This window comes from Pantoea sp. PNA 14-12, from assembly GCF_004364735.1.
Taxonomy (GTDB): Bacteria; Pseudomonadota; Gammaproteobacteria; order Enterobacterales; family Enterobacteriaceae; genus Pantoea; species Pantoea stewartii.
Map to the genome: position 1 here is coordinate 521,671 of NZ_SOAJ01000001.1, position 23,087 is coordinate 544,757.

Here is a 23,087-nt window from a genome sequence, read left to right on the forward strand (position 1 = left end):
GAGAGATCTCTTGAGCCAGGAATACACAGAAGATAAAGACGTTTCGTTACAGTCGCTGAGCAGCGGACGCCGTCTGCTGGAAGCGTTACTTATTTTGGTGGCATTGTTCGCCATCTACCTGATGGTTTCCCTGGTCAGCTTTAATCCTTCCGATCCGAGCTGGTCGCAAACGGCCTGGCATGAACCTATCCATAACATGGGTGGCACAGTCGGCGCATGGCTGGCTGATACGTTGCTTTTCATCTTTGGTGTGATGGCCTATGCCATTCCGCCGGTCATACTGGGGCTGTGCTGGATAGCGTTTCGCCAGCGGGATAACCAGGATTATGTGGACTACTTTGCCATTGGTTTACGCTTAATCGGTGTCCTGGCCCTGGTCGTTACCACCTGTGGGATGGCCGCGCTCAACGCGGACGACATCTGGTATTTTGCTTCCGGAGGCGTCATTGGCAGCCTCGTCAGTAATGCCATTTCACCCTGGTTCAGTCCGGCAGGTGGCACACTGACTTTGCTCTGCATCTGGGCCGCAGGGATCACGCTTTATACGGGCTGGTCATGGTTAACCATTGCGGAAAGAATCGGTGGCGTGGTCATGGGCGTGCTGACATTCGCCAGCAACCGCTCACGTCATGATGAACCCTGGCATGAAGAGGACGAAGCAGACGATTATCACGAGAGCGCGCCCGTCCTTCATGCTCAGACGGACGACGACGATGACGTATTGCTGGCCGCGCCGCGTAAGGCGCAGCCCGATCTGGATGCGCATGATCCACTGTTAGCCAGGGCCGCCACCGCCACCCGCGCCGCTGTTGCGGCCACAGCCGAAGTATCTGCGACCACGACACCGACGGCAACCGCTCAGGCTACTGCCACAGCACCTGCGCAGCCTGCTGCCGCAACAATGGCGGCAACGCCTGTCAGTGCGCCATCAGCTTCACCTGAGCCTGAACAGGTTGCAGCGACGCCTGAACCTGTTTCGCCTGTTGCGGCATCGCCTCATCCTGCCCCGGTGATGACGCACATTGCACCGCGCGAGCCGGTGTCACAGGAGAAGCCTCTCACTGAACCGCCGCGCTACCGCTTTGAGTTACCGGACGATGCACCGGCGGCTGCCCCGCACTTTACCGCTTATGAGGATGACGAACCCAAAATGGGGAACTGGCGTGAAGCTACGTCGGCAGCCTCGCTGAACAGCGCTGCCGTCGCCGGTGCTGCGGCAACCGCAGCATCGTCAGCATCCTCACCGCTGTTTGAACCTGTCCCTGAAACGGTGTCGAATCCACAGGTGAAACAGGGGATTGGTCCGGCGCTGCCGCGGCCTAATCCGGTTAAACTGCCTACCCGACGTGAGCTGGCCTCGTACGGTATTAAACTGCCTTCACAGCGTATGGCGGAAGAAAAAGCCAAACGTGCTGAACTGCCGTCATCACAACCTACGAAAGAAGATACGTCACTCACTGACTGGTCAGCAGAGGAGCAGGATGCGCTGCAACAGGCAGAGTTGCGTCAGGCGTTCCAGTCAGAGCAGCAGCAACGCTATGGCGAAAGCTGGCAGCAGGACGACGCGCACGAGGACGATGAGCTGGCATTGCAGCAGGCCTCGCTGGCGCGTCAGTTCGCACAGCAGCAGCAACAGCGCTATGAAACGGTGCCTGAAGACAATGCACCCGTTTTCAATCTGGATACGTCAGCGGCCTTCGATTTCTCCCCAATGAAGGACCTGGTCGACGATGGCCCTGTCGAGCCGCTGTTCACCATTGCAGCATCGCCGGACGTCAGCGAGGTCGCGCCACAACATGAGCCCTGGCAGCACGTTCAGGCTGCACCAGAACAGCCTGCGGCTCAGCGTGTAGAATCGGCCCAGACCTTTGCGGCCGATCATTTTGCCGCGCCTGCGCAGCAGCCGGAGCCGGTCACGGAGGCGAAGCCATCCGTGCATGACAGCCTGATTCACCCCTTCCTGATGCGTCACGAGCAGCCACTGGAAAAACCTTCTACACCCTTACCGTCACTCGATCTCCTGACCGCGCCGCCGGAAGAGGAAGAACCGGTTGATATGTTCGCCCTTGAGCAGACAGCAAGACTGGTTGAAGCGCGTCTGGGTGACTACCGCGTCAAGGCCGAGGTGGTGGGCATTTCGCCAGGACCTGTGATTACCCGTTTTGAACTGGATCTCGCGCCGGGCGTGAAAGCGGCGCGTATCTCTAACCTGTCACGCGATTTGGCCCGCTCCCTGTCGACTACGGCAGTGCGTGTGGTTGAAGTGATCCCTGGCAAACCCTATGTTGGTCTGGAATTACCTAACCGACATCGCCAGACCGTTTACCTGCGTGAAGTGCTGGATTGTCCAAAATTCCGTGACAACCCCTCGCCGCTGTCTGTGGTGCTGGGTAAAGATATTGCCGGCCAGCCGGTCGTTGCCGATCTGGCTAAAATGCCACACTTACTGGTAGCGGGTACAACCGGTTCCGGTAAGTCCGTCGGCGTGAATGCGATGATCCTCAGCATGCTGTATAAAGCCACGCCGGAAGATGTGCGCTTTATTATGATTGACCCCAAGATGCTTGAGCTTTCCGTTTACGAAGGCATTCCGCATCTGCTGACCGAAGTCGTGACCGATATGAAAGATGCGGCGAACGCGCTGCGCTGGAGTGTCGGTGAGATGGAGCGTCGCTATAAGCTGATGTCGGCGCTGGGTGTACGTAATCTGGCTGGCTACAACGAAAAAGTGGCGCAGGCGGATGCAATGGGGCGGCCGATTCCCGATCCGTTCTGGAAGCCAGGCGACAGCATGGATATGACGCCGCCAGTGCTGGAAAAACTGCCTTACATCGTGGTGATGGTGGATGAGTTCGCCGATCTGATGATGGCTGTCGGTAAGAAAGTGGAAGAACTGATTGCACGTCTTGCACAGAAAGCGCGTGCGGCGGGAATCCACCTTGTTCTGGCAACCCAGCGTCCGTCAGTTGACGTCATTACCGGCCTCATCAAAGCCAACATTCCTACCCGTATCGCGTTTACTGTCTCAAGTAAAATTGACTCGCGAACCATCCTTGATCAGGGCGGTGCAGAATCGTTACTGGGGATGGGCGATATGCTTTACATGCCGCCCAACTCATCAATGCCGGTGCGTGTTCACGGTGCCTTTGTGCGCGATCAGGAAGTACATGCTGTCGTGCAGGACTGGAAAGCGCGCGGGCGTCCGCAATATATTGAAAGCATTACGGCGGGCGAAGAAAGTGAAGGCGGGGGCGGCATTGACAGCGATGAAGAACTCGATCCGTTGTTCGATCAGGCTGTTGCCTTTGTGGTGGATAAGCGACGCGCCTCGATTTCGGGCGTACAGCGTCAGTTCCGTATCGGTTATAACCGTGCTGCGCGCATCATTGAACAGATGGAAGCACAGGGCATCGTCTCGTCACCGGGCCACAACGGTAACCGTGAAGTGCTCTCTCCACCACCCCATGATATGTAAAGCCTGAACGATAAGCTTTGAAACACAAAACAATGAGCCAGTTTCCACTGGCTCATTGTTTTTTAGCGGTTAACCCCCATAGTTGATTAGTGTTTCGGTTTTTTCTCCTGTATTAAACGCAGGACAGCGACCAGGCTTAGTCACGTGATCAACGGGAAACGATTTAATAAGGATTTAAGCAGATGAAATTACGCGTAATCGCCTTAGGCCTGCTGGCCGCTTTGGGGTCAGCCAACGTTCTCGCCGATGCGTCGAGCGACCTGCAACAGCGCCTTAATAAAGTTAACAGCTTCCACGCCAGCTTTACTCAAAAGGTGACCGATGGAAGCGGTGCCAACGTGCAGGAGGGTGAAGGCGAGCTCTGGGTTAAGCGCCCCAGCCTGTTCAACTGGCATATGACCGCACCCGACGAGAGCATCATTATTTCTGACGGGAAATCGTTATGGTTCTATAACCCGTTTGTTGAACAAGCTACGGTCAGCCTGTTAAAGAATGCGACCAGCAATACACCGTTTATGTTGATTGCCCGTAACCAGGCCAGTGACTGGCAGCAATACAACGTAAAACAGCAGGGTGACAAATTTGAACTGACGCCGAAGAAAAGCGATGGCAACCTCAAGCAGTTCACGATTGATGTGACGCCAGATGGCACCATTAATCAGTTTAGCGCCGTCGAGCAGGATGGGCAGCGCAGTAACTACCAGCTAAAGAGCCAGAAAAACGGCCCGATTAGCCCGGATAAATTCACATTCACCCCGCCAAAAGGCGTCACGGTGGATGACCAACGTCAGTGAGGTGGTAGTGGGTAACCTGTCCCTGGATTTTTCCAGTGAAGATTTTAAACCGCTGGCCGCGCGTATGCGGCCAGCAACCCTGAAGCAATACATTGGACAGCAGCACCTGCTGGCTGCGGGTAAACCGTTGCCGCGCGCGATCGAAGCGGGGCACCTGCACTCCATGATTCTCTGGGGACCGCCAGGGACAGGAAAAACAACGCTGGCCGAGATTATCGCTCACTATGGCAATGCGGACGTTGAGCGTATTTCTGCGGTCACCTCTGGTGTCAAAGAGATTCGTGAAGCCATTGAACGCGCAAGGCTGAGCAAGCAGGCGGGCCGCCGCACTATCCTGTTTGTAGATGAAGTCCATCGCTTCAACAAAAGTCAGCAGGATGCGTTTCTTCCCCATATTGAAGACGGCACTATCACGTTTATCGGTGCCACGACAGAAAATCCCAGCTTTGAGCTGAACTCCGCACTGCTGTCACGTGCTCGTGTCTATTTACTTAAATCCCTGACCACAGAAGATATTGAGCAGGTGCTTGACCAGGCGATGCAGGATGCCAGTCGGGGTTATGGCAACAGCGATATCCTGTTACCTGACAATACGCGGCGTATGATTGCGGAACTGGTCAACGGCGATGCACGTCGTGCTCTGAATACGCTGGAAATGATGGCCGATATGGCCGAAACCAACGGCACAGGCAAACGCGAGCTGACGCCCCAGTTGCTGACCGAAGTGGCGGGGGAACGGTCTGCCCGGTTCGATAATAAAGGCGATCGCTTTTATGACCTGATTTCTGCCTTGCATAAATCCGTCCGGGGATCGGCACCGGATGCCGCCCTGTACTGGTACGCTCGTATTATTACCGCCGGTGGCGATCCGCTGTATGTCGCGCGTCGGTTACTGGCCATTGCGTCTGAAGACGTCGGCAATGCCGATCCACGAGGCATGCAGGTGGCTATTGCGGCCTGGGACTGTTTCACCCGCGTTGGTCCGGCAGAAGGGGAGCGCGCGATTGCGCAGGCCATTGTCTATCTCGCCTGTGCGCCAAAAAGTAACGCTGTCTATAACGCGTTTAAGGCGGCGATGCGTGATGCACGCGACCATCCAGATTTTGATGTTCCCGATCATTTGCGCAATGCCCCCACGAAGCTAATGAAAGAGATGGGGCTGGGCGAAAGCTATCGCTATGCGCATGACGAAGCCAATGCCTATGCTGCGGGTGAAGTCTATTTCCCACCCGAAATGGCGCAAACGCGTTACTATCATCCCACTCAACGCGGTCTTGAAGGCAAAATTGGCGAAAAGCTGGCCTGGCTGACTGAACTCGATCAAAATAGCCCGACAAAACGCTACCGCTGAAACAGACGTTGCGGTAATGTGGTCAATGTTTTCAACGCATTCCAGCGGGAGTGCGTCCCCTTCTTTTAACTCATAAATACACAGGATAAGCATGCTCGATCCCAATCTGCTGCGTAATGAGCCAGACGCAGTCGCAGAAAAACTGGCACGCCGAGGATTTAAACTGGATGTGGAAATGCTGCGTTCGCTCGAAGAGCGTCGCAAAGTCTTGCAGGTTGAAACGGAAAACCTGCAGGCCGAGCGCAACTCCCGCTCCAAATCCATCGGTCAGGCCAAAGCACGTGGGGAAGACATCGAGCCACTGCGTCAGGAAGTGAACAGCCTGGGCGAACGCCTGGATGCGGCTAAAGCAGAACTGGACGCGCTGCAAAATCAGATCCGCGATTTCAGCCTGGCGCTGCCGAATCTTCCTGCGGATGAAGTGCCGCTGGGGAAAGACGACACGGAAAACCTGGAAATCAGTCGCTGGGGTGAACCCCGCCAGTTTGATTTTGAGGTGAAAGATCACGTTGAGCTGGGTGAAGCGGCTAAAGGGCTGGACTTTGCTGCGGCAGTGAAACTCACCGGCTCACGCTTCGTGGTTATGCAAGGCCAGATTGCTCGCCTGCACCGTGCGCTCAGCCAGTTCATGATTGACCTGCACACTGAACAACATGGTTATCTGGAAACTTACGTCCCTTACCTGGTTAACCATGCGACCTTATACGGTACAGGCCAGTTACCTAAGTTTGGTGAAGATCTGTTCCATACCCGTCCGCTGGAAGAAGAATCCGAAAGCAGCCATTACGCGCTCATTCCGACCGCTGAAGTGCCGCTGACCAACCTTGTGCGGGATGAAATCGTTGAAGAAGAGAGCCTGCCGCTGAAGCTTACGGCACATACACCCTGCTTCCGCTCTGAAGCAGGCTCCTATGGCCGTGATACGCGTGGGCTCATCCGTATGCACCAGTTCGACAAAGTTGAAATGGTGCAAATCGTCGCGCCTGAAACCTCTATGGATGCGCTGGAAGAGCTGGTTGGCCATGCTGAAAAAGTGTTGCAACTGCTGAACCTGCCGTATCGCAAGGTCTTGCTGTGCAGCGGTGATATGGGCTTTGGTGCGACAAAAACCTACGATTTAGAAGTATGGTTACCGGCGCAAAATACCTACCGTGAAATCTCTTCTTGCTCAAACATGGGGGATTTCCAGGCTCGCCGTATGCAGGCGCGCACCCGCAATAAGCAGGATAAAAAACCGCGTCTGGTGCATACCCTGAATGGCTCGGGCCTGGCCGTAGGACGTACGCTGGTTGCCGTGCTGGAAAATTACCAGCAGCAGGACGGCCGCATCGCCGTGCCAGAGGTATTACGTCCTTATATGAACGGCCTGGAATTTATTGGCTAAGCGTTCATCCTGTCTAAAATAACCCAGCTCAGGCTGGGTTTTTTTATCTTTACCGCGAGGCATCCTCAACACGTTTAAAATTTATCACAAATAAACATTATCGATGACGACGCGGGCAGAAAGCGTAAAAATCCAGATTATCATAGAGATAGCGCAAAGTTATCTGATGCCTGACAGATGGCTAACTTACTGAAGATAAATAATTTAAATGGTCACGCAGCAAAATGTGCTGCACCCTCATTCCTCCCGTTGACTTTACAACGCGCGATGGCAAACTGCGCGCAATTTCCTTCATTTCTTTTGGTTTTTATCCCCTATGTCGACCTGGTCACGTCCTGTGATATTGCTGCTCTGCGGCCTGTTATTAATGACCGTTTCCATTGCGGTACTGAATACGTTAGTGCCCCTTTGGCTGACGCATGATGCGCTGGCAACATGGCAGGTAGGCGTGGTGAGTTCGTCGTATTACACCGGTAACCTGCTGGGCACTTTAGTGGCTGGCTGGCTGATCAAGCGATACGGTTTTAACCGAAGCTATTATCTGGCGACCGGCCTTTTTGCGCTGTCGACACTGTGCATGCTGGCGCTGGAAGGATTCTGGGCATGGACATTGCTGCGCTTCACGGCCGGTATCGGCTGCGCGTTAGTCTGGGTCGTGGTGGAAAGCGCATTGTTATGCAGTGGAACAGTACGTAACCGTGGGCAGTTGCTCGCTGCCTATATGATCGTCTATTACCTGGGTACGGTTGCCGGACAACTGCTGGTGAGCAAACTGTCTACCGAATTACTGAGTGTGATTCCCTGGGTAACCGCCACGGTCATCAGCGCCATCTTACCGTTAATCTTCACACAGGTTTCCGCCAACAGCGATACCGTAGAAGCTACGCCAGGCGGACGAATTTTACCTATGCTGCGTCGTCGCAGTTCTCGTCTCGGTATTAACGGCTGTATTATTTCTGGCATTGTTCTGGGATCGCTGTACGGCTTAATGCCGCTCTATCTTTCTCATCAGGGTATGAGTGATGCCAACGTGGGTTACTGGATGGCCTTGCTGGTGAGTGCCGGCATTGTCGGGCAATGGCCGATTGGTCGGCTTGCTGACCGCTTTGGCCGCATGATGGTACTGCGAGTGCAGGTATTTGTGGTGATCCTCGGGGCGATTGCGATGCTGACAAATGCCGCGATGGCCCCAGCCCTGTTTGTGCTGGGGCTGGCAGGTTTTACGCTTTATCCGGTCGCCATGTCATGGGCCTGCGAAACCGTGGCGCACCATGAACTGGTGGCAATGAACCAGGCGCTGTTACTGAGCTACACCGTTGGCAGCCTGGCCGGACCAAGCATGACGGCCATGCTGATGCAAAGTTATTCCGACCGTCTGCTGTTCGTTATGATCGCGGCGGTAGCGCTGGTTTACTTAGTCATGTTACTGCGTAAGGCCGATCATCATGCCACGCCAGTGGCACATGCCTGATCATAACGATAACCAGGCGGTGACACTTAACCTTCGCCGTCTGGCTGCGCTGACTGTCAGACGGTTATCGTTTACTGACTGCGGTGACGTGGTCTGTCAATACATCACTTCATGTCCGTAGCTGGCAAGAATATGCTTGACCCGTTCCATGGTCGCTTTACTGGGCGGTTTTACGCCGTCGAGCTTGTACTCTTCACCCATCGCAATCCATTTATGCTTACCCAGCTCGTGATAAGGCAGAAGCTCAATCTTCTCCACATTTGTCATATCCTGCGTAAATGCACCTAAGCGATGGACACTGTCATCATCATCAGAATAGCCGGGCACGACGACGAAACGAATCCACGTCCGTTTTCCTTTCTTCTGAAGATAGCGCGCAAAATCGAGTGTGCGATGATTCGACACACCGACAAGAATCTGGTGGATGTCATCGTTCATCTGCTTGAGGTCAAGCATCACCAAATCTGTTGCATCCAGTAATTCATCAATAACGGGATCGTAGCGGCGGACAAAGCCGTTGGTGTCAAGGCAGGTATGAATGCCCTCAGCTTGACATGCGCGAAACCAGTCGCGCACAAACTCCGCCTGCAAAATGGCCTCACCGCCTGAAGCCGTCACCCCGCCACCGGACGCATTCATGAAATGGCGATAAGACAGAACGTCCGCCATGAGCGCGTCGACGGTAATTTCTTTGCCGCAATGCGTGTCCCAAGTATCACGGTTGTGGCAGTACAGGCAGCGCATCAGGCAGCCCTGAAAAAAGGTGATAAAACGGATGCCGGGACCGTCTACGGTTCCGCATGATTCAAATGAGTGGATGCGACCAATGGCAGACATTGCGATGTATTCTCCTGATGAGCCTGCGAAGCAGGTGGCGCACTCTCCGGTGCGCTCTGAACGGGAAATCAATTTTGGTGGTTATCCGTCATACAGACAGCGACCAAACCTGACTCGAAAGAAGAGGCTCCATGAAGGAGCCTCAAGGGCGAACTAGAGTGACTGGGTAAAGGTACGGGTAATCACGTCCTGCTGCTGCTCTTTGGTGAGCGAGTTAAAGCGAACGGCATAGCCCGAAACGCGGATGGTTAACTGAGGATATTTCTCAGGGTTATCCATCGCGTCCATCAACATTTCCCGGTTCATCACGTTAACATTCAGATGCTGGCCGCCTTCAATACTGGCCTCATGATGGAAGTAACCATCCATTAGTCCTGCCAGGTTGGTTTTACGTACATTATCATCTTTGCCAAGCGCATTAGGCACGATGGAGAAAGTATAAGAGATACCGTCTTTAGCGTACGCAAAGGGTAATTTCGCTACCGAGGTCAGCGATGCTACCGCTCCTTTCTGGTCGCGACCGTGCATGGGGTTAGCGCCAGGGCCAAAGGGGGCGCCTGCACGGCGGCCGTCTGGCGTATTACCGGTTTTCTTGCCATAAACGACGTTAGAGGTAATGGTCAGAACGGACTGCGTTGGCACCGCGTTGCGATATGTTTCCAGTTTCTGAATTTTCTTCATAAACCGTTCAACCAGGTCGCATGCCAGGTCGTCCACGCGCGGATCGTTGTTACCGAACTGGGGATAGTCGCCTTCGATGTCGAAATCAATTGCCAGGCCATCTTCATCACGTACGGGTTTCACTTTGGCATATTTAATGGCTGAGAGTGAATCCGCAGCCACAGACAGTCCGGCGATACCGCAGGCCATGGTGCGGTAAACATCACGATCGTGCAGCGCCATGAGTGACGCTTCATAGCTGTATTTATCATGCATGAAGTGGATGATGTTCAGTGCGGTGACATACTGTTTTGCCAGCCAGTCCATGAAGTGATCCAGACGGGCCATCACGACGTCGAAATCGAGCACTTCATCCATGATTTTGGCTTCTTTCGGCCCCACCTGCATTTTCAGTTTTTCGTCCATGCCGCCGTTGATCGCGTACAGCAAGGTTTTTGCCAGGTTGGCGCGGGCACCAAAGAACTGCATTTGCTTGCCGACGATCATAGGGCTGACACAGCAGGCAATGGCGTAATCATCGTTGTTAAAGTCAGGACGCATCAGGTCGTCATTTTCATACTGCAGTGACGAGGTGTCGATTGAAACTTTAGCCGCATATTTTTTGAAGTTAACGGGCAGTTTTTCAGACCACAGAATGGTCATGTTTGGTTCAGGGGAGGGGCCCATGGTGTACAGCGTGTTCAGGAAACGGAACGTGGTTTTACTGACCAGCGTGCGACCATCAACGCCCATCCCCGCCAGCGATTCGGTGGCCCAGATAGGGTCACCAGAAAACAGTTCATCGTATTCTGGTGTACGCAGGAAGCGGACCATGCGCAGTTTCATGACCAGATGGTCAATCAGTTCCTGTGCCTGCTCTTCGTTCAGTTTTCCTGCCTGGAGGTCGCGTTCGATGTAGATATCGAGGAAAGTCGACACCCGGCCAAAAGACATGGCCGCGCCGTTCTGTGATTTAACTGCAGCCAGATAGCCATAATAGGTCCACTGAACGGCTTCAGCCGCGTTGGTGGCCGGGCCAGAAATATCATGACCGTATTTGGCTGCCATCGCTTTAATTTGTTCAAGCGCCCGATGCTGATCAGCAATTTCTTCGCGCAGGCGAATCGTGGCTTCCAGGTTTACGCCGTTTTCAAGATCGTTTTGCAGTGAGGTGAACTGAGCAAACTTATCCGCCATCAGATAATCAATGCCGTATAGGGCAACACGACGATAATCACCGATGATGCGTCCACGACCATAAGCATCAGGCAGGCCGGTCAATACGCCGGATTTACGGCAGCGTAAAATGTCAGGTGTATAAACATCAAAAACACCCTGGTTATGCGTTTTGCGGTATTCCGTGAAAATCTTTTTCAGAGACGCGTCGAGTTCACGACCATAGACCTTGCATGAGCCTTCAACCATTTTAATACCGCCAAAAGGAATAATGGCGCGTTTCAACGGGGCTTCGGTTTGCAGGCCAACAATTTTTTCCAGTGATTTATTGATGTAACCGGCATCGTGGGAAGTGATGGTTGAGGCAAGATCGGTATCAAAATCGACTGGTGCATGGGTGCGGTTTTCAATTTTGATGCCTTCCAGCACGCTCTCCCACAGTGTTGTGGTGGCCTCGGTGGCACCGGCCAGAAAGGACTCGTCGCCTTCATAAGGCGTATAGTTTTTCTGAATAAAGTCGCGTACGTTGACGCTGTTCTGCCATTCGCCTTCAGTAAATCCCTGCCAGGCTGAAGCGAGTTTTGCATTACGTTCGGTCATAATATACCTGCCTTATTTAAGGAGACTTTTGCTCTCGGGCGTACCAGGCTGCGATATGCCGTTGAGACAGGATTAGTGCGTTTCTTTACCACCGCGTAAGTAAATTACCCAGTAGGTCAATCCGACTAGCAGGCCGCCGCCAATGATGTTACCGAGCGTGACCGGAATCAGATTGTCGAAAATAAAGTTTTTAACGGTGAGGGCCGGGAACTGTGCTGCTGTGGCCCCTGCGGCCTGCCAAAACTCAGGCCCGGAAAAGTCGCGTATCACGATCGCGAAAGGAATCAAAAACATATTGGCGATACTGTGTTCAAAACCACAGGCGACAAACATGGCCACCGGCAAAATCATAATCAGGCTTTTATCGGTCAATGTCCGTCCTGAATAGCTCATCCAGACCGCCAGGCAGACCATCAAATTGGCCAATGTGCCGAGGCAAACGGCTTCGATAAAAGTATGATGCATTTTATGGTCGGCTGTTTGCAGGACGTTTAATCCCCACGCGCCGTTTGCCACCATCTGTTCACCGGAGAACCACATGAGCGTGACGAAAAATAACGCGCCAGCCAGGTTACCGATATAAACGGTTATCCAGTTTCGTGCCAGTTGCCCCCAGGTGATGCGTCCACTGGCTTTGGCGACCACAATGAGGACGGTAGATGTGAACAGATCGGCACCGCATACCACGACCAGTATGAGTCCCAGTGAAAAACAGATGCCGCCGATCAGTTTTGCCAGGCCATAAGGCACAGCACCGCTGCCCGTGGTAGCCGTGATGTAAAACACGAAAGCAATCGAGATGAACATGCCCGCAGTAAAGGCCAGAAAGGTCGTGGTGAGGGGATGTTTAGTGGCTTTATAAACGCCAGCATCTTCAGCCACTTTCGCCATCGCGGCGGGTAATAACAGATTAAAAGGATTGTCAGCTTTCACACTAACTCACTCCAAAAGTTGTCTGAAAAAATGATAACAAAGGCAACAGTTACAGAAGTTGATTTGGATCATGATCAGCCATGCAAGGACGGTGCGTGTTTGACTGAAAGACGGGATTTTTGGGGTTAATTTATTGAAATATAATGATTAAAAATATTTTAAATTATGCAATTTTTGTTTAAGAGATGGCGGTGTGCCGTCAGGACGATCTCTGCGGAGTTAACGAAATGCATCTGTTATGTTGCTTTAAATAATGATGATAAAAACGCTGAACAATACATCCCTTAAATACTTATTCTCAAAAAAAGAAAGGCACCCATTAAATAAGGTGCCTGTGAGATTATTATCGCTTTATCCTGAAACAGAGCCGCGAAAGATTAGGCGTTTTTCCAGTAAAGACGTTTCGCCTTTTGCAGCTTTTCATAGGCAGCAAGCAAAGCCTGATGAGCAGGGAAAGCCTTAAGATCGCTGTCTACCGGCTGGAGGCCATTGAAGGCCGCCTCACCGCTGATTGCGGCCGAGGCGGCGTCGACAGCGTCAGCACCATACATACGCACAAAGGCTGCGTGATACTCAAGCGGATTCCGCTCATCTTCCATCGCCAGCAGCAGCAGAGTTTGCAGACAGCGGTAATAATTTGCACGCTCCGGGCTGAATACGGAGCCATTAAATTCTATTGTCCATTCCGTCCAGATCAGCGCCTGATCGAGATCACCGCCAGCCAGGGCCAGCATGGCTTTGAGTTCGCCAATGCGCAACGTGTACCAGCCGTTATCTTTGCCTGTCGCCAGTCCCAGCAACTCGCGGACACGCGTGAAGTCATCAAAACCTTCTTCGTCCAGCTGAGAAATTAAATCCAGGTACTCTTCCGGATTCCAGTTGCTGCCGGGCAGGGCCAGAAGCGTTTCACGAATACCTGCACCCATGCTGTTATTCGCCAGCAACAAGTCTTCAGCCGGATAAATATCTGACATACCGGGCACAATAATACGGCAGGCATACACACCGAGGTGCTCATAATCAGCGATGTAAACGTCCTGACCTTCGGCTTTGAAAATCGCCATGAGCGTACTGAATTCCTGCTCGGTGGTGCCATCAAATTTCCAGTCAACGAAGGGATAATCCGCTGTTTCTTTGAACAGATCCCAGGAGATCAGGCCGCTTGAATCGATAAAGTGGGTTTCCAGGTTGGCGTGCTCTGCCACTTCTTCATCATCAAACGTGGGCGGCGTGAACACATCCAGATCTTTCAGGCTGCGGCCCTGAAGCAGTTCGGTAACGGTACGCTCCAGCGCGACACCAAAATCAGGGTGCGCGCCAAAAGAGGCGAAACAGGTGCCGTTGGCAGGATTAAACAGCACAACGCAGATAACCGGATATTTCCCACCCAGTGACGCGTCATAGGCAAAAATCGGGAACCCTTCGGCTTCCAGACGGGCGATGGCCTCAACCACATCGGGGTAACGCGCCATCACGGATTCAGGAATGGCAGGCAGGCTGATGGACTCGGCGATGATACGATTTTTAATATAGCGCTCGAAAACTTCTGACAGCCCCTGTACCCGTGCCTCGTTGGCCGTGTTGCCGGCGGACATGCCGTTCGACACATACAGGTTACCGATAATATTCATCGGAATATAAACGGTCTGCTGATCGGACTGACGGGTAAAGGGCAGGGCGCAGATGCCGCGTGCGCTGTTACCCGACTGGAGATCGATTAAATCTGAAGCGGAGAGGGCGTTTTCAGGATCGTAAAAGGCGCGCAGGCGCGCATCCAGGATGCCTTCAGGCAGGCTGTCGTCTTCAGGCAGAGCAAACCATTTTTCATTGGGATAGTGAACAAAATCCCCTTGGGCGATACTGTTGCCAAGCCAGAAATCAGCAAAAAAGTAATTCGTGGACAGGCGTTCAAAATATTCCCCCAGCGCCGAGGCCAGAGCGGCTTTTTTGCTGGCACCCTTACCATTGGTGAAGCAGAGGGGGCAGTCGCGATCACGAATGTGGACAGACCAGACGTGTGGCACAGGATTCAGCCAGGAGGCTTCTTCAATATTAAAACCCAGATCCTGTAATTTGGTCTGGAAGCGTGAAATGGAGTCTTCCAGGGCGGCATCTTTGCCCGGGATAAAAGTTTGCGTCATGGTGCCGCTCTCTCTGTAAATGGGGAGACATAAAGCGCGCAATGATACGTTTTTTACCGTCTGTTCGCTATCAAGACGCCGCAATTTTACCGTCGTTTTTCTCATGCTTTGTCATCTGAGCCAAAGCTGGGACTGCATGAAAGGAAGCCGCCTCACAATATTTCGTGCCGGATTACATTGGTAATATAACCTTCGGTGCGTCATGCCGAAAAAATGTGACCGCAGTTCGATTTATGATTGCAGCCACCAGAAGGCAGTGATAAAACCGAATCGTTATTCATAACCGTTCGATATGACAGTGGTGAGGGAAATGACGCAAATTTATAATTTTAGCTCTGGGCCAGCGATGCTGCCGAGCGAAGTACTCCGCCGTGCAGAACAAGAACTGACAAACTGGCATGGTCTGGGAACTTCAGTAATGGAGATCAGCCACCGCAGTAAAGAATTTATTCAGGTGGCAGAAGAGGCTGAAGCGGACTTCCGCGATCTGCTGAAAATTCCTTCCAATTACAAAGTATTATTCTGTCATGGCGGCGCACGTGCGCAGTTTGCTGCTGTACCGGGCAATTTACTCGGCAGTGCGACCAGTGCGGACTATGCAGATGGAGGCTACTGGGCTCACAGTGCCATTAAAGAAGCGGAAAAATATTGCTCACCGCGGACGCTGGATGTCAAAACGACCCAAGAGGGTAAGCGCGCCATCCTGCCGATGCGCGAATGGGATGTCAGCGACACGGCCGCCTATTTGCATTTTTGCCCAAATGAAACCATTGACGGTCTGGCTATTGACGAAGAGCCTGACTTTGGTGACAAGGTTGTGGTCGCCGATCTTTCCTCCACCATTCTGTCACGCCCAATTGATATCAAGCGCTATGGTGTGATTTACGCAGGTGCGCAGAAAAATATTGGTCCGGCTGGCCTTACCCTGGTTATCGTACGGGACGATCTTCTCGGCAACGCGCATCAAAGCGTGCCTTCCATCCTTGACTACACCGTTCTGGCTGAAAATGATTCCATGTTTAACACGCCACCTACGTTTGCCTGGTATCTGAGTGGCCTGGTCTTTAAGTGGCTGAAGCAGAAGGGTGGTGTCGCTGAGATGGAAAAAATTAATCAGGCAAAAGCCGGATTACTCTATGGTCTCATCGATAACAGCGATTTTTACCGTAACGATGTGGCACTGCAAAACCGTTCCCGAATGAACATTCCTTTCCAACTGGCTGATGCCTCGCTGGACAGCCTCTTCCTGGAAGAGTCATTTAAGGCAGGTCTGCACGCATTAAAAGGTCACCGTGTTGTGGGCGGCATGCGTGCCTCAATCTACAATGCGATGCCATTGGAAGGCGTTAAAGCGCTGACCGATTTCATGATTGATTTCGAACGCCGCCACGGCTAAGTCTTTCACTGTCAGTGGAATGACTGACACCCGACTCCGCCCTCTGGCGGAGTCATCGTTTTTTAAGGATTACGTTTCACATGCAAGATTCCCTGACCCTTCAGCCCATCGCTCGCGTTAATGGTACGGTTAATTTGCCCGGTTCCAAAAGCGTGTCAAACCGTGCGCTTCTGCTTGCTGCACTGGCGAAAGGTAAAACCCGATTAACTAATCTGCTGGACAGCGACGATGTTAAGCACATGCTTAATGCGCTTGATGCACTGGGTGTTGAGTTCACGCTTTCCAGCGATCGTACGGTGTGCGAGGTGACAGGAAAGGGTGGGCCGCTGCATGCATCACAGCCCACAGAGCTGTTTCTGGGCAACGCCGGCACCGCTATGCGGCCCCTTGCGGCAGCGCTTTGCCTGGGTGAGCAGGATGTCGTCCTGACGGGCGAACCACGCATGAAAGAACGCCCTATCGGGCACCTGGTCGATGCACTACGGCAAGGTGGGGCTACTATAGACTATCTCGAAAATACAGATTATCCCCCAGTCCGCCTGCGGGGTGGGTTTACTGGCGGCGACGTTACAGTAGATGGCAGCGTATCCAGCCAGTTTTTGACTGCGCTTCTGATGATGGCTCCGTTAGCTGAAAATCCTACCCGTATCAGCATTAAAGGTGAGCTGGTTTCCAAACCTTACATCGATATTACTCTGCACCTGATGCGCTGCTTTGGTGTCGAGGTTGAGAATCAGCAGTATCAACACTTCCTGATTAAGGGTAAACAGCACTACCAGTCACCAGGTGAATATCTGGTGGAGGGGGATGCGTCTTCTGCCTCCTATTTTCTTGCCGCAGCCGCAATCAAAGGCGGTACCGTGCGTGTCACCGGCATTGGTCGCAACAGCGTACAAGGCGATATTCGCTTTGCGGATGTACTCGAAAAGATGGGTGCATCAATTGAGTGGGGCGATGACTATATTGCCTGCACGGCCGGGACATTACGCGCTATTGATATGGATATGAACCATATTCCTGATGCTGCCATGACCATTGCCACTGCGGCATTGTTTGCAGAAGGTACGACGCAACTGCGCAATATTTATAACTGGCGAGTTAAAGAAACGGATCGTCTGACGGCTATGGCAACCGAGTTGCGTAAAGTCGGTGCCGAGGTGGAAGAAGGGCACGATTTTATTCGCATCACGCCGCCTGAGACGTTGAAGCATGCCGACATCGGCACGTATAACGATCACCGTATGGCGATGTGTTTCTCGCTGGTTGCGCTGTCCGATACGCCCGTTACCATTCTTGATCCAGGCTGTACGGCAAAAACCTTCCCTGATTATTTTGAACAGCTGCAAAAAATTAGCGAAAACGCCTAATCCCCTCGCCCGATGTCGTGCATCGGGCTCATCATCTTCAGGACGCTTTTCCACGCCAGAGGCCTTTTTCCTGGCTAAATTTCTCATTGCCTCTTCTCAAAAGGTAACTAAGCGTCGCCGGGCAGCGTATAATGCCCGACATTTGTGACGGCCAACCGGCCAAAATGCGCGCAGCAACAGGAGGGAATGATGACAGCAACTGCCCCGGTCATAACAATTGATGGGCCAAGTGGCGCGGGAAAGGGCACCCTGTGCAAGGCGATGGCGGAAGCATTACAGTGGCATTTACTGGATTCCGGCGCAATTTATCGTGTACTGGCCTTAGCCGCATTACATCATCAGGTCGATATTGAGTCTGAAGAGGCGTTAGTGCCTATCGCCGCCCATCTTGATGTGCGTTTCCTTTCTCATCATGGCGAAATGCAGGTCATCCTGGAAGGGGAAGACGTCACCAGCGAAATTCGTACCCAGGAAGTCAGTAATACCGCCTCACGCGTCGCGGCTTTTCCTCGCGTTCGGGAAGCGCTGTTACGTCGTCAACGCGCGTTTCGCGAGGAACCCGGTTTGATTGCAGACGGGCGGGATATGGGCACCGTCGTTTTCCCCGATGCGCCTGTAAAGATTTTCCTTGATGCCAGCCCGGAAGAACGTGCTCAGCGACGTATGCTACAGTTGCAGGAGAATGGCTTTAATGTTAACTTTGATCGCCTTTTAGCCGAGATAAAAGAACGCGACGACCGCGATCGCAACCGCGCTATCGCACCGTTAGTCCCTGCCGCTGATGCTTTGGTGTTGGATTCAACCCAGATGTCCATCGAGCAGGTTATTGATAACGCGTTAAATTATGCCCGCAAAACGCTTGGTATGTAATCTTCCGGCTTAAACGAATGTATTAACCCTGTGCCACGGATCCGGTGCAGGGCATGTGAAACAACCCCATCCGACATGATGTCAGATGGACGTTAAATTGAAGAATCCTAAGATTATCAATATGACTGAATCTTTTGCTCAACTATTTGAAGAATCCCTGAAAGAAATCGAAACCCGCCCGGGTTCCATCGTTCGTGGCGTTGTTGTCTCTATCGACAAAGACGTTGTTCTGGTTGATGCGGGCCTGAAATCTGAATCTGCAATCCCTGCAGAGCAGTTCAAAAACGCAGCCGGCGAACTGGAAATCCAGGTTGGTGACGAAGTTGACGTTGCTCTGGACGCAGTGGAAGATGGCTTCGGTGAAACTCTGCTGTCACGTGAGAAAGCTAAGCGTCACGAAGCTTGGATCACGCTGGAAAAAGCTTACGAAGAAGCTGAAACTGTTACCGGTATTATCAACGGCAAAGTCAAAGGTGGCTTCACAGTTGAGCTGAACGGTATCCGTGCGTTCCTGCCAGGTTCACTGGTTGATGTGCGTCCAGTACGCGACACACTGCACCTGGAAGGCAAAGAGCTTGAATTCAAAGTGATCAAGCTTGATCAGAAACGCAACAACGTCGTGGTTTCACGTCGTGCGGTTATCGAATCTGAGAACAGCGCAGAGCGCGATCAGCTGCTGGAAAACCTGCAGGAAGGCATGGAAGTTAAAGGTATCGTTAAGAACCTCACTGACTACGGTGCATTCGTTGATCTGGGCGGTGTTGACGGCCTGCTGCACATCACTGACATGGCCTGGAAGCGCGTTAAGCATCCAAGCGAGATCGTGAATGTTGGCGATGAAATCAACGTTAAAGTCCTGAAATTCGACCGCGAGCGTACCCGTGTATCTCTGGGTCTGAAGCAGCTGGGCGAAGATCCATGGGTGGCTATCGCTAAGCGCTATCCAGAAGGCACCAAGCTGACTGGTCGTGTAACCAACCTGACTGACTACGGCTGCTTCGTTGAAATCGAAGAAGGCGTTGAAGGCCTGGTACACGTTTCAGAAATGGACTGGACCAACAAAAACATCCATCCGTCTAAAGTTGTAAACGTAGGCGATGTGGTTGAAGTGATGGTTCTGGACATCGATGAAGAGCGTCGTCGTATCTCCCTGGGTCTGAAGCAGTGCAAATCTAACCCATGGCAGCAGTTCGCTGAGACCCACAACAAAGGCGATCGCGTTGAAGGTAAAATCAAGTCAATCACTGACTTCGGTATCTTCATCGGCCTGGACGGTGGCATCGACGGTCTGGTTCACCTGTCTGACATCTCCTGGAACGCGACTGGCGAAGAAGCCGTTCGTGAGTACAAAAAAGGCGACGAAATCGCTGCCGTTGTACTGCAGGTTGATGCAGAGCGCGAGCGTATCTCTCTGGGCGTGAAACAGCTGGCAGAAGATCCGTTCAACAACTACATCACTTTGAACAAGAAAGGTGCTATCGTCACCGGTAAAGTGACTGCAGTTGATGCGAAAGGTGCTACAGTTGAATTGGCAGACGGCGTTGAGGGTTACCTGCGCGCTTCTGAAGCTTCAATGGACCGTATCGAAGACGCTACACTGGTTCTGAACGTCGGTGACGACGTTGAAGCTAAATTTACCGGCGTTGACCGTAAAAACCGCGTAGTGAGCCTGTCTGTTCGTGCGAAAGACCAGGCTGACGAGAAAGAAGCTATCAACACTGTTAACACCAAACAGGAAGAAGGCAACTTCTCAAGCGCAATGGCTGAAGCGTTCAAAGCGGCTAAAGGCGAGTAATCGACCTTGCACCGGGCGGATTCATCCGCCCGGTTTCGGTAAAGGCTGTCATACATTCCTGTAGGGATTAACCGGAGGTTACATGACCAAGTCAGAATTGATTGAAAGGCTGGCGGGACAGCATACTCATATACCGGCGAAAGTCGTTGAGGATGCAGTCAAAGAGATGCTTGAGCACATGGCCACAACGCTGGCACAGGGCGAACGCATTGAAATCCGGGGATTCGGCAGCTTTTCGTTGCACTATCGCGCACCGCGCACTGGCCGTAACCCGAAAACGGGTGACAAAGTGGATCTGGAAGGTAAATACGTTCCCCACTTCAAGCCGGGCAAAGAACTGCGTGACCGTGCTAACATCTACGGCTAAGCCGATACCGAAACGCCTAAACGACATCTCAGGATGTCGTTTTTTTTTGCCCGCGTGATTATGTTCGCTCTCCCGCAAAAAAATGCGTCTGCGCTGCAACGAATTATCCTCTCTGGAAACCCTTTCTTAATTCACTCTTTACGCGCTTTACCCTGAAAGTCTGAAGGACATACTTACGCCAGTTCATCAGCGGGATACGGTATGTTGACATGGATTGGACTGGCGAGACTGGCCTCGCTGACCGCGTTACCCTTACTGATCGTGCCTCAGCTCCCTTCGCGAACGTTTATTATCGTGATGCTGCTGTGTGGCACTTGTCTGGTGGCGATGTCCGTACGTTATGTCCGCATCGCAGGCTGTGCGCTTTTGCTGGCCGCCTGGGGGCTGGTTAATGCGCAATCCCTGGTCAACGACACGGAATGGATGAGTACCCGACCCGCCTGGTTTGTCGTGCAAATTGAAGAGGTAAAACAAGACGCGTCATGTATTCGGGTCAGAATGTTGAAAGCGGGAAACCGGATTTTCTTTCCTCCCCGTTTTGCCTGGCTGTCACTGCAGGATAACGCTACAGCCTATTGTCCGGGGCAGCGCTGGCAAATGCGGCTCAGGTTACGCGCTGTTCATGCCAGACTCAATGAGGGAGAATTCGACGCACAACGCTTTGCCATGGCGAATCATACCCCGGTGCAGGGGCGCATTATCAAGCAACATCCTGTGCAGTCTGAATGCAGCTGGCGTTGGCAGCATATTCGTGGCCACAGGCAACATTACGAACATTTACCCGCTTCGGCTACGCTGGAGGCACTGGCTTTTGGCATTCGCGACAATCTGAGTGAGGCAACCCGTCAGTTGTTACGTGATACCGGAACGGCGCATCTTATGGCCATTTCAGGTATGCACATTGGCCTGGCCGCGGGCACCGGATGGCTACTGGCGCGGGGCAGCCAGTTTTTGTTACCGGCACGCTGCATTAGCTATCTGTATCCGCTCATTGTCAGTTGGCTCTGTGCCGCACTTTATACGTGGCTTTCAGGGGCCCAGGCGCCAGCGCAGCGGGCATTACTGGCACTGACGCTATGGGCAATAACACGTATAACAGGTATACAGCTCAGCCCCTGGCAAATCTGGACGCTCTGCGTAGGGTTGTTGCTGGCACTGGATCCGCTTACCGTTCTCTCGGACAGCTTCTGGCTGTCGGTGCTGGCGGTGGGGATGTTGCTGACCTGGTATCGCTGGTTTCCTCTGGCCGAGCGCTTTCGTGACAGGCGGCGCTGGTTTTTACTGCAACTCCTTCATCTGCAACTGGGAATGATGATCCTGATGGTGCCGCTTCAGGCCGCATTATTTAATGGCATCAGCCTGACCGCGCTGTTCGCTAATCTGTTTGCGATTCCTGTCGTGTCGTTTATTACGGTGCCATTGATACTCATCACCCTGTTGCTACCTTTCCCGGCATTATCAGTGTGGGGGTGGCAGGCGGCCGATCTGTCCCTGCGGTTTCTGTTCTCCGGCCTTGCCCTGCTACCGGCAGGTTGGTGGCCGCTGCAAGGCGCACCTTTCCTGATAATAGTCATATGGGGAGGGCTACTCCTGTGGCGTTCCGGCGTACTGTTCTCCATGCCGTTCAGTTGTAGCGCTGTCGCACTGGCAATCCTGTTTTCCCGCCATGCTAAGCCGGAAGCGCTATGGCGCATTGATATGCTGGACGTGGGGCATGGATTGAGCGTCGTCATCAGCCAGGGCGATGAAGCGGTGCTCTACGATACCGGTCCACGCTGGAAATACAGCGATGCAGGGAGCCGCGTTATTCTGCCCTGGCTTGAACGTAAAGGACTCAGACTGCGGGAGGTTATTCTCAGCCACCGGCATCTTGACCATACCGGCGGGCTGTCGGCTATTCTGCAACATGTCCCTACTGTACGGGTGCGCAGCGGACTTACAGAAAGCGGGCATTTACCCTGTGTACGCGGTACCACATGGCGCTGGAAACGGCTACATTTCCGGGTGCTCTGGCCAGCAACGTCTCCCAACCAGGGGGAAAACAACGATTCATGCGTGGTGAGTGTGGATGATGGAAGCGTCCGTTTGTTACTCACGGGCGATCTGGAAACCGAGGCGGAGCGGCAGTTAGTGCGGCTGGAAAAGCAGCAGTTAAAGGCGGATATTCTGCAGGTACCTCATCATGGCAGCCGGACATCCTCATCGCGCATACTGCTGCGCAGCATCGCCGGCCATACCGCAATCGCCTCTGTAGCACGCTATAATGCGTGGCGAATGCCCGCGAAGTCCGTGCTGCGAAATTACCGTGAACACGCTTATGACTGGCGTGATACCGGTCAGTCCGGACAAATTAGTATCAAAATAGAGGCAAACACCGTGCAGGTTTTTTCCTTCAGAGAACAATTAGTGCCCCGTTGGTATCATCAGTGGTTTGGCGTCAAACGCGAATCCAGGTAGAATGACCGGCTAT

The 23,087-nt window shown here is 52.9% G+C and carries 15 protein-coding genes; 11 read left to right on the top strand and 4 right to left on the bottom strand.

Annotated features, from left to right (window positions below; genetic code table 11):
* Positions 1-10 precede the first annotated feature (10 nt).
* From C7434_RS02590 to C7434_RS02610, 5 genes are all read left to right on the top strand, one after another.
* Positions 11-3,475: a DNA translocase FtsK 4TM domain-containing protein gene (locus C7434_RS02590; protein ID WP_133745110.1), complete on the top strand. Its 3,465-nt coding sequence runs from the start codon at positions 11-13 to the stop codon at positions 3,473-3,475.
* Between the two features lie 182 nt (positions 3,476-3,657).
* On the top strand, positions 3,658-4,269 hold the full coding sequence (gene lolA / locus C7434_RS02595; RefSeq protein WP_006118612.1) for an outer membrane lipoprotein chaperone LolA: 612 nt from the start codon (positions 3,658-3,660) through the stop codon (positions 4,267-4,269).
* 7 nt (positions 4,270-4,276) lie between these two features.
* Positions 4,277-5,620 (top strand): replication-associated recombination protein A, encoded by a 1,344-nt coding sequence (locus C7434_RS02600; protein ID WP_133745304.1) that lies wholly within the window; start codon positions 4,277-4,279, stop codon positions 5,618-5,620.
* 91 nt (positions 5,621-5,711) lie between these two features.
* Positions 5,712-7,004, top strand: coding sequence for a serine--tRNA ligase (serS, locus tag C7434_RS02605; protein ID WP_033737644.1), 1,293 nt, complete (start codon positions 5,712-5,714; stop codon positions 7,002-7,004).
* A gap of 316 nt (positions 7,005-7,320) precedes the next feature.
* Positions 7,321-8,475, top strand: a complete 1,155-nt coding sequence (locus tag C7434_RS02610; protein WP_006118615.1) for an MFS transporter — start codon at positions 7,321-7,323, stop codon at positions 8,473-8,475.
* 96 nt (positions 8,476-8,571) lie between these two features.
* Here C7434_RS02610 and pflA read toward each other — a convergent pair whose 3' ends face one another.
* The 4 genes from pflA to ycaO form a co-directional block, all read right to left on the bottom strand.
* Entirely contained in the window at positions 8,572-9,312 is a 741-nt protein-coding gene (gene pflA / locus C7434_RS02615) for a pyruvate formate lyase 1-activating protein (RefSeq protein ID WP_033737643.1), read from the bottom strand.
* A 153-nt stretch (positions 9,313-9,465) separates the two neighbouring features.
* The gene (gene pflB, locus C7434_RS02620; RefSeq protein WP_006118617.1) at positions 9,466-11,748 is read right to left on the bottom strand and encodes a formate C-acetyltransferase; all 2,283 of its coding nucleotides are present in this window, start codon (positions 11,746-11,748) and stop codon (positions 9,466-9,468) included.
* 72 nt (positions 11,749-11,820) lie between these two features.
* Entirely contained in the window at positions 11,821-12,681 is an 861-nt protein-coding gene (gene focA, locus C7434_RS02625; protein ID WP_033737642.1) for a formate transporter FocA, read from the bottom strand.
* 377 nt (positions 12,682-13,058) lie between these two features.
* Positions 13,059-14,822 carry a 30S ribosomal protein S12 methylthiotransferase accessory factor YcaO gene (ycaO, locus tag C7434_RS02630; RefSeq protein ID WP_133745111.1) on the bottom strand — a complete coding sequence of 588 codons (1,764 nt, stop codon included), beginning with the start codon at positions 14,820-14,822 and terminating at the stop codon, positions 13,059-13,061.
* Positions 14,823-15,132: 310 nt separating this feature from the next.
* On the opposite strand from ycaO, the gene serC reads away from it, so the two are divergent.
* The 6 genes from serC to C7434_RS02660 all read left to right on the top strand — a co-directional run bounded on the left by serC (position 15,133) and on the right by C7434_RS02660 (position 23,074).
* Positions 15,133-16,218 (top strand): 3-phosphoserine/phosphohydroxythreonine transaminase, encoded by a 1,086-nt coding sequence (gene serC / locus C7434_RS02635; protein ID WP_006118621.1) that lies wholly within the window; start codon positions 15,133-15,135, stop codon positions 16,216-16,218.
* 80 nt (positions 16,219-16,298) lie between these two features.
* Positions 16,299-17,585: a 3-phosphoshikimate 1-carboxyvinyltransferase gene (gene aroA / locus C7434_RS02640; protein ID WP_033737641.1), complete on the top strand. Its 1,287-nt coding sequence runs from the start codon at positions 16,299-16,301 to the stop codon at positions 17,583-17,585.
* A gap of 189 nt (positions 17,586-17,774) precedes the next feature.
* Positions 17,775-18,455, top strand: coding sequence for a (d)CMP kinase (gene cmk / locus C7434_RS02645; protein ID WP_033737640.1), 681 nt, complete (start codon positions 17,775-17,777; stop codon positions 18,453-18,455).
* Between the two features lie 121 nt (positions 18,456-18,576).
* Entirely contained in the window at positions 18,577-20,250 is a 1,674-nt protein-coding gene (gene rpsA / locus C7434_RS02650; protein WP_033737767.1) for a 30S ribosomal protein S1, read from the top strand.
* 82 nt (positions 20,251-20,332) lie between these two features.
* A complete protein-coding gene (ihfB, locus tag C7434_RS02655) occupies positions 20,333-20,617 on the top strand; it encodes an integration host factor subunit beta (protein ID WP_003849360.1) in 285 nt (94 codons plus the stop codon).
* A gap of 201 nt (positions 20,618-20,818) precedes the next feature.
* Positions 20,819-23,074, top strand: coding sequence for a DNA internalization-related competence protein ComEC/Rec2 (locus C7434_RS02660; RefSeq protein ID WP_133745112.1), 2,256 nt, complete (start codon positions 20,819-20,821; stop codon positions 23,072-23,074).
* The last annotated feature ends 13 nt before the right edge of the window (positions 23,075-23,087 follow it).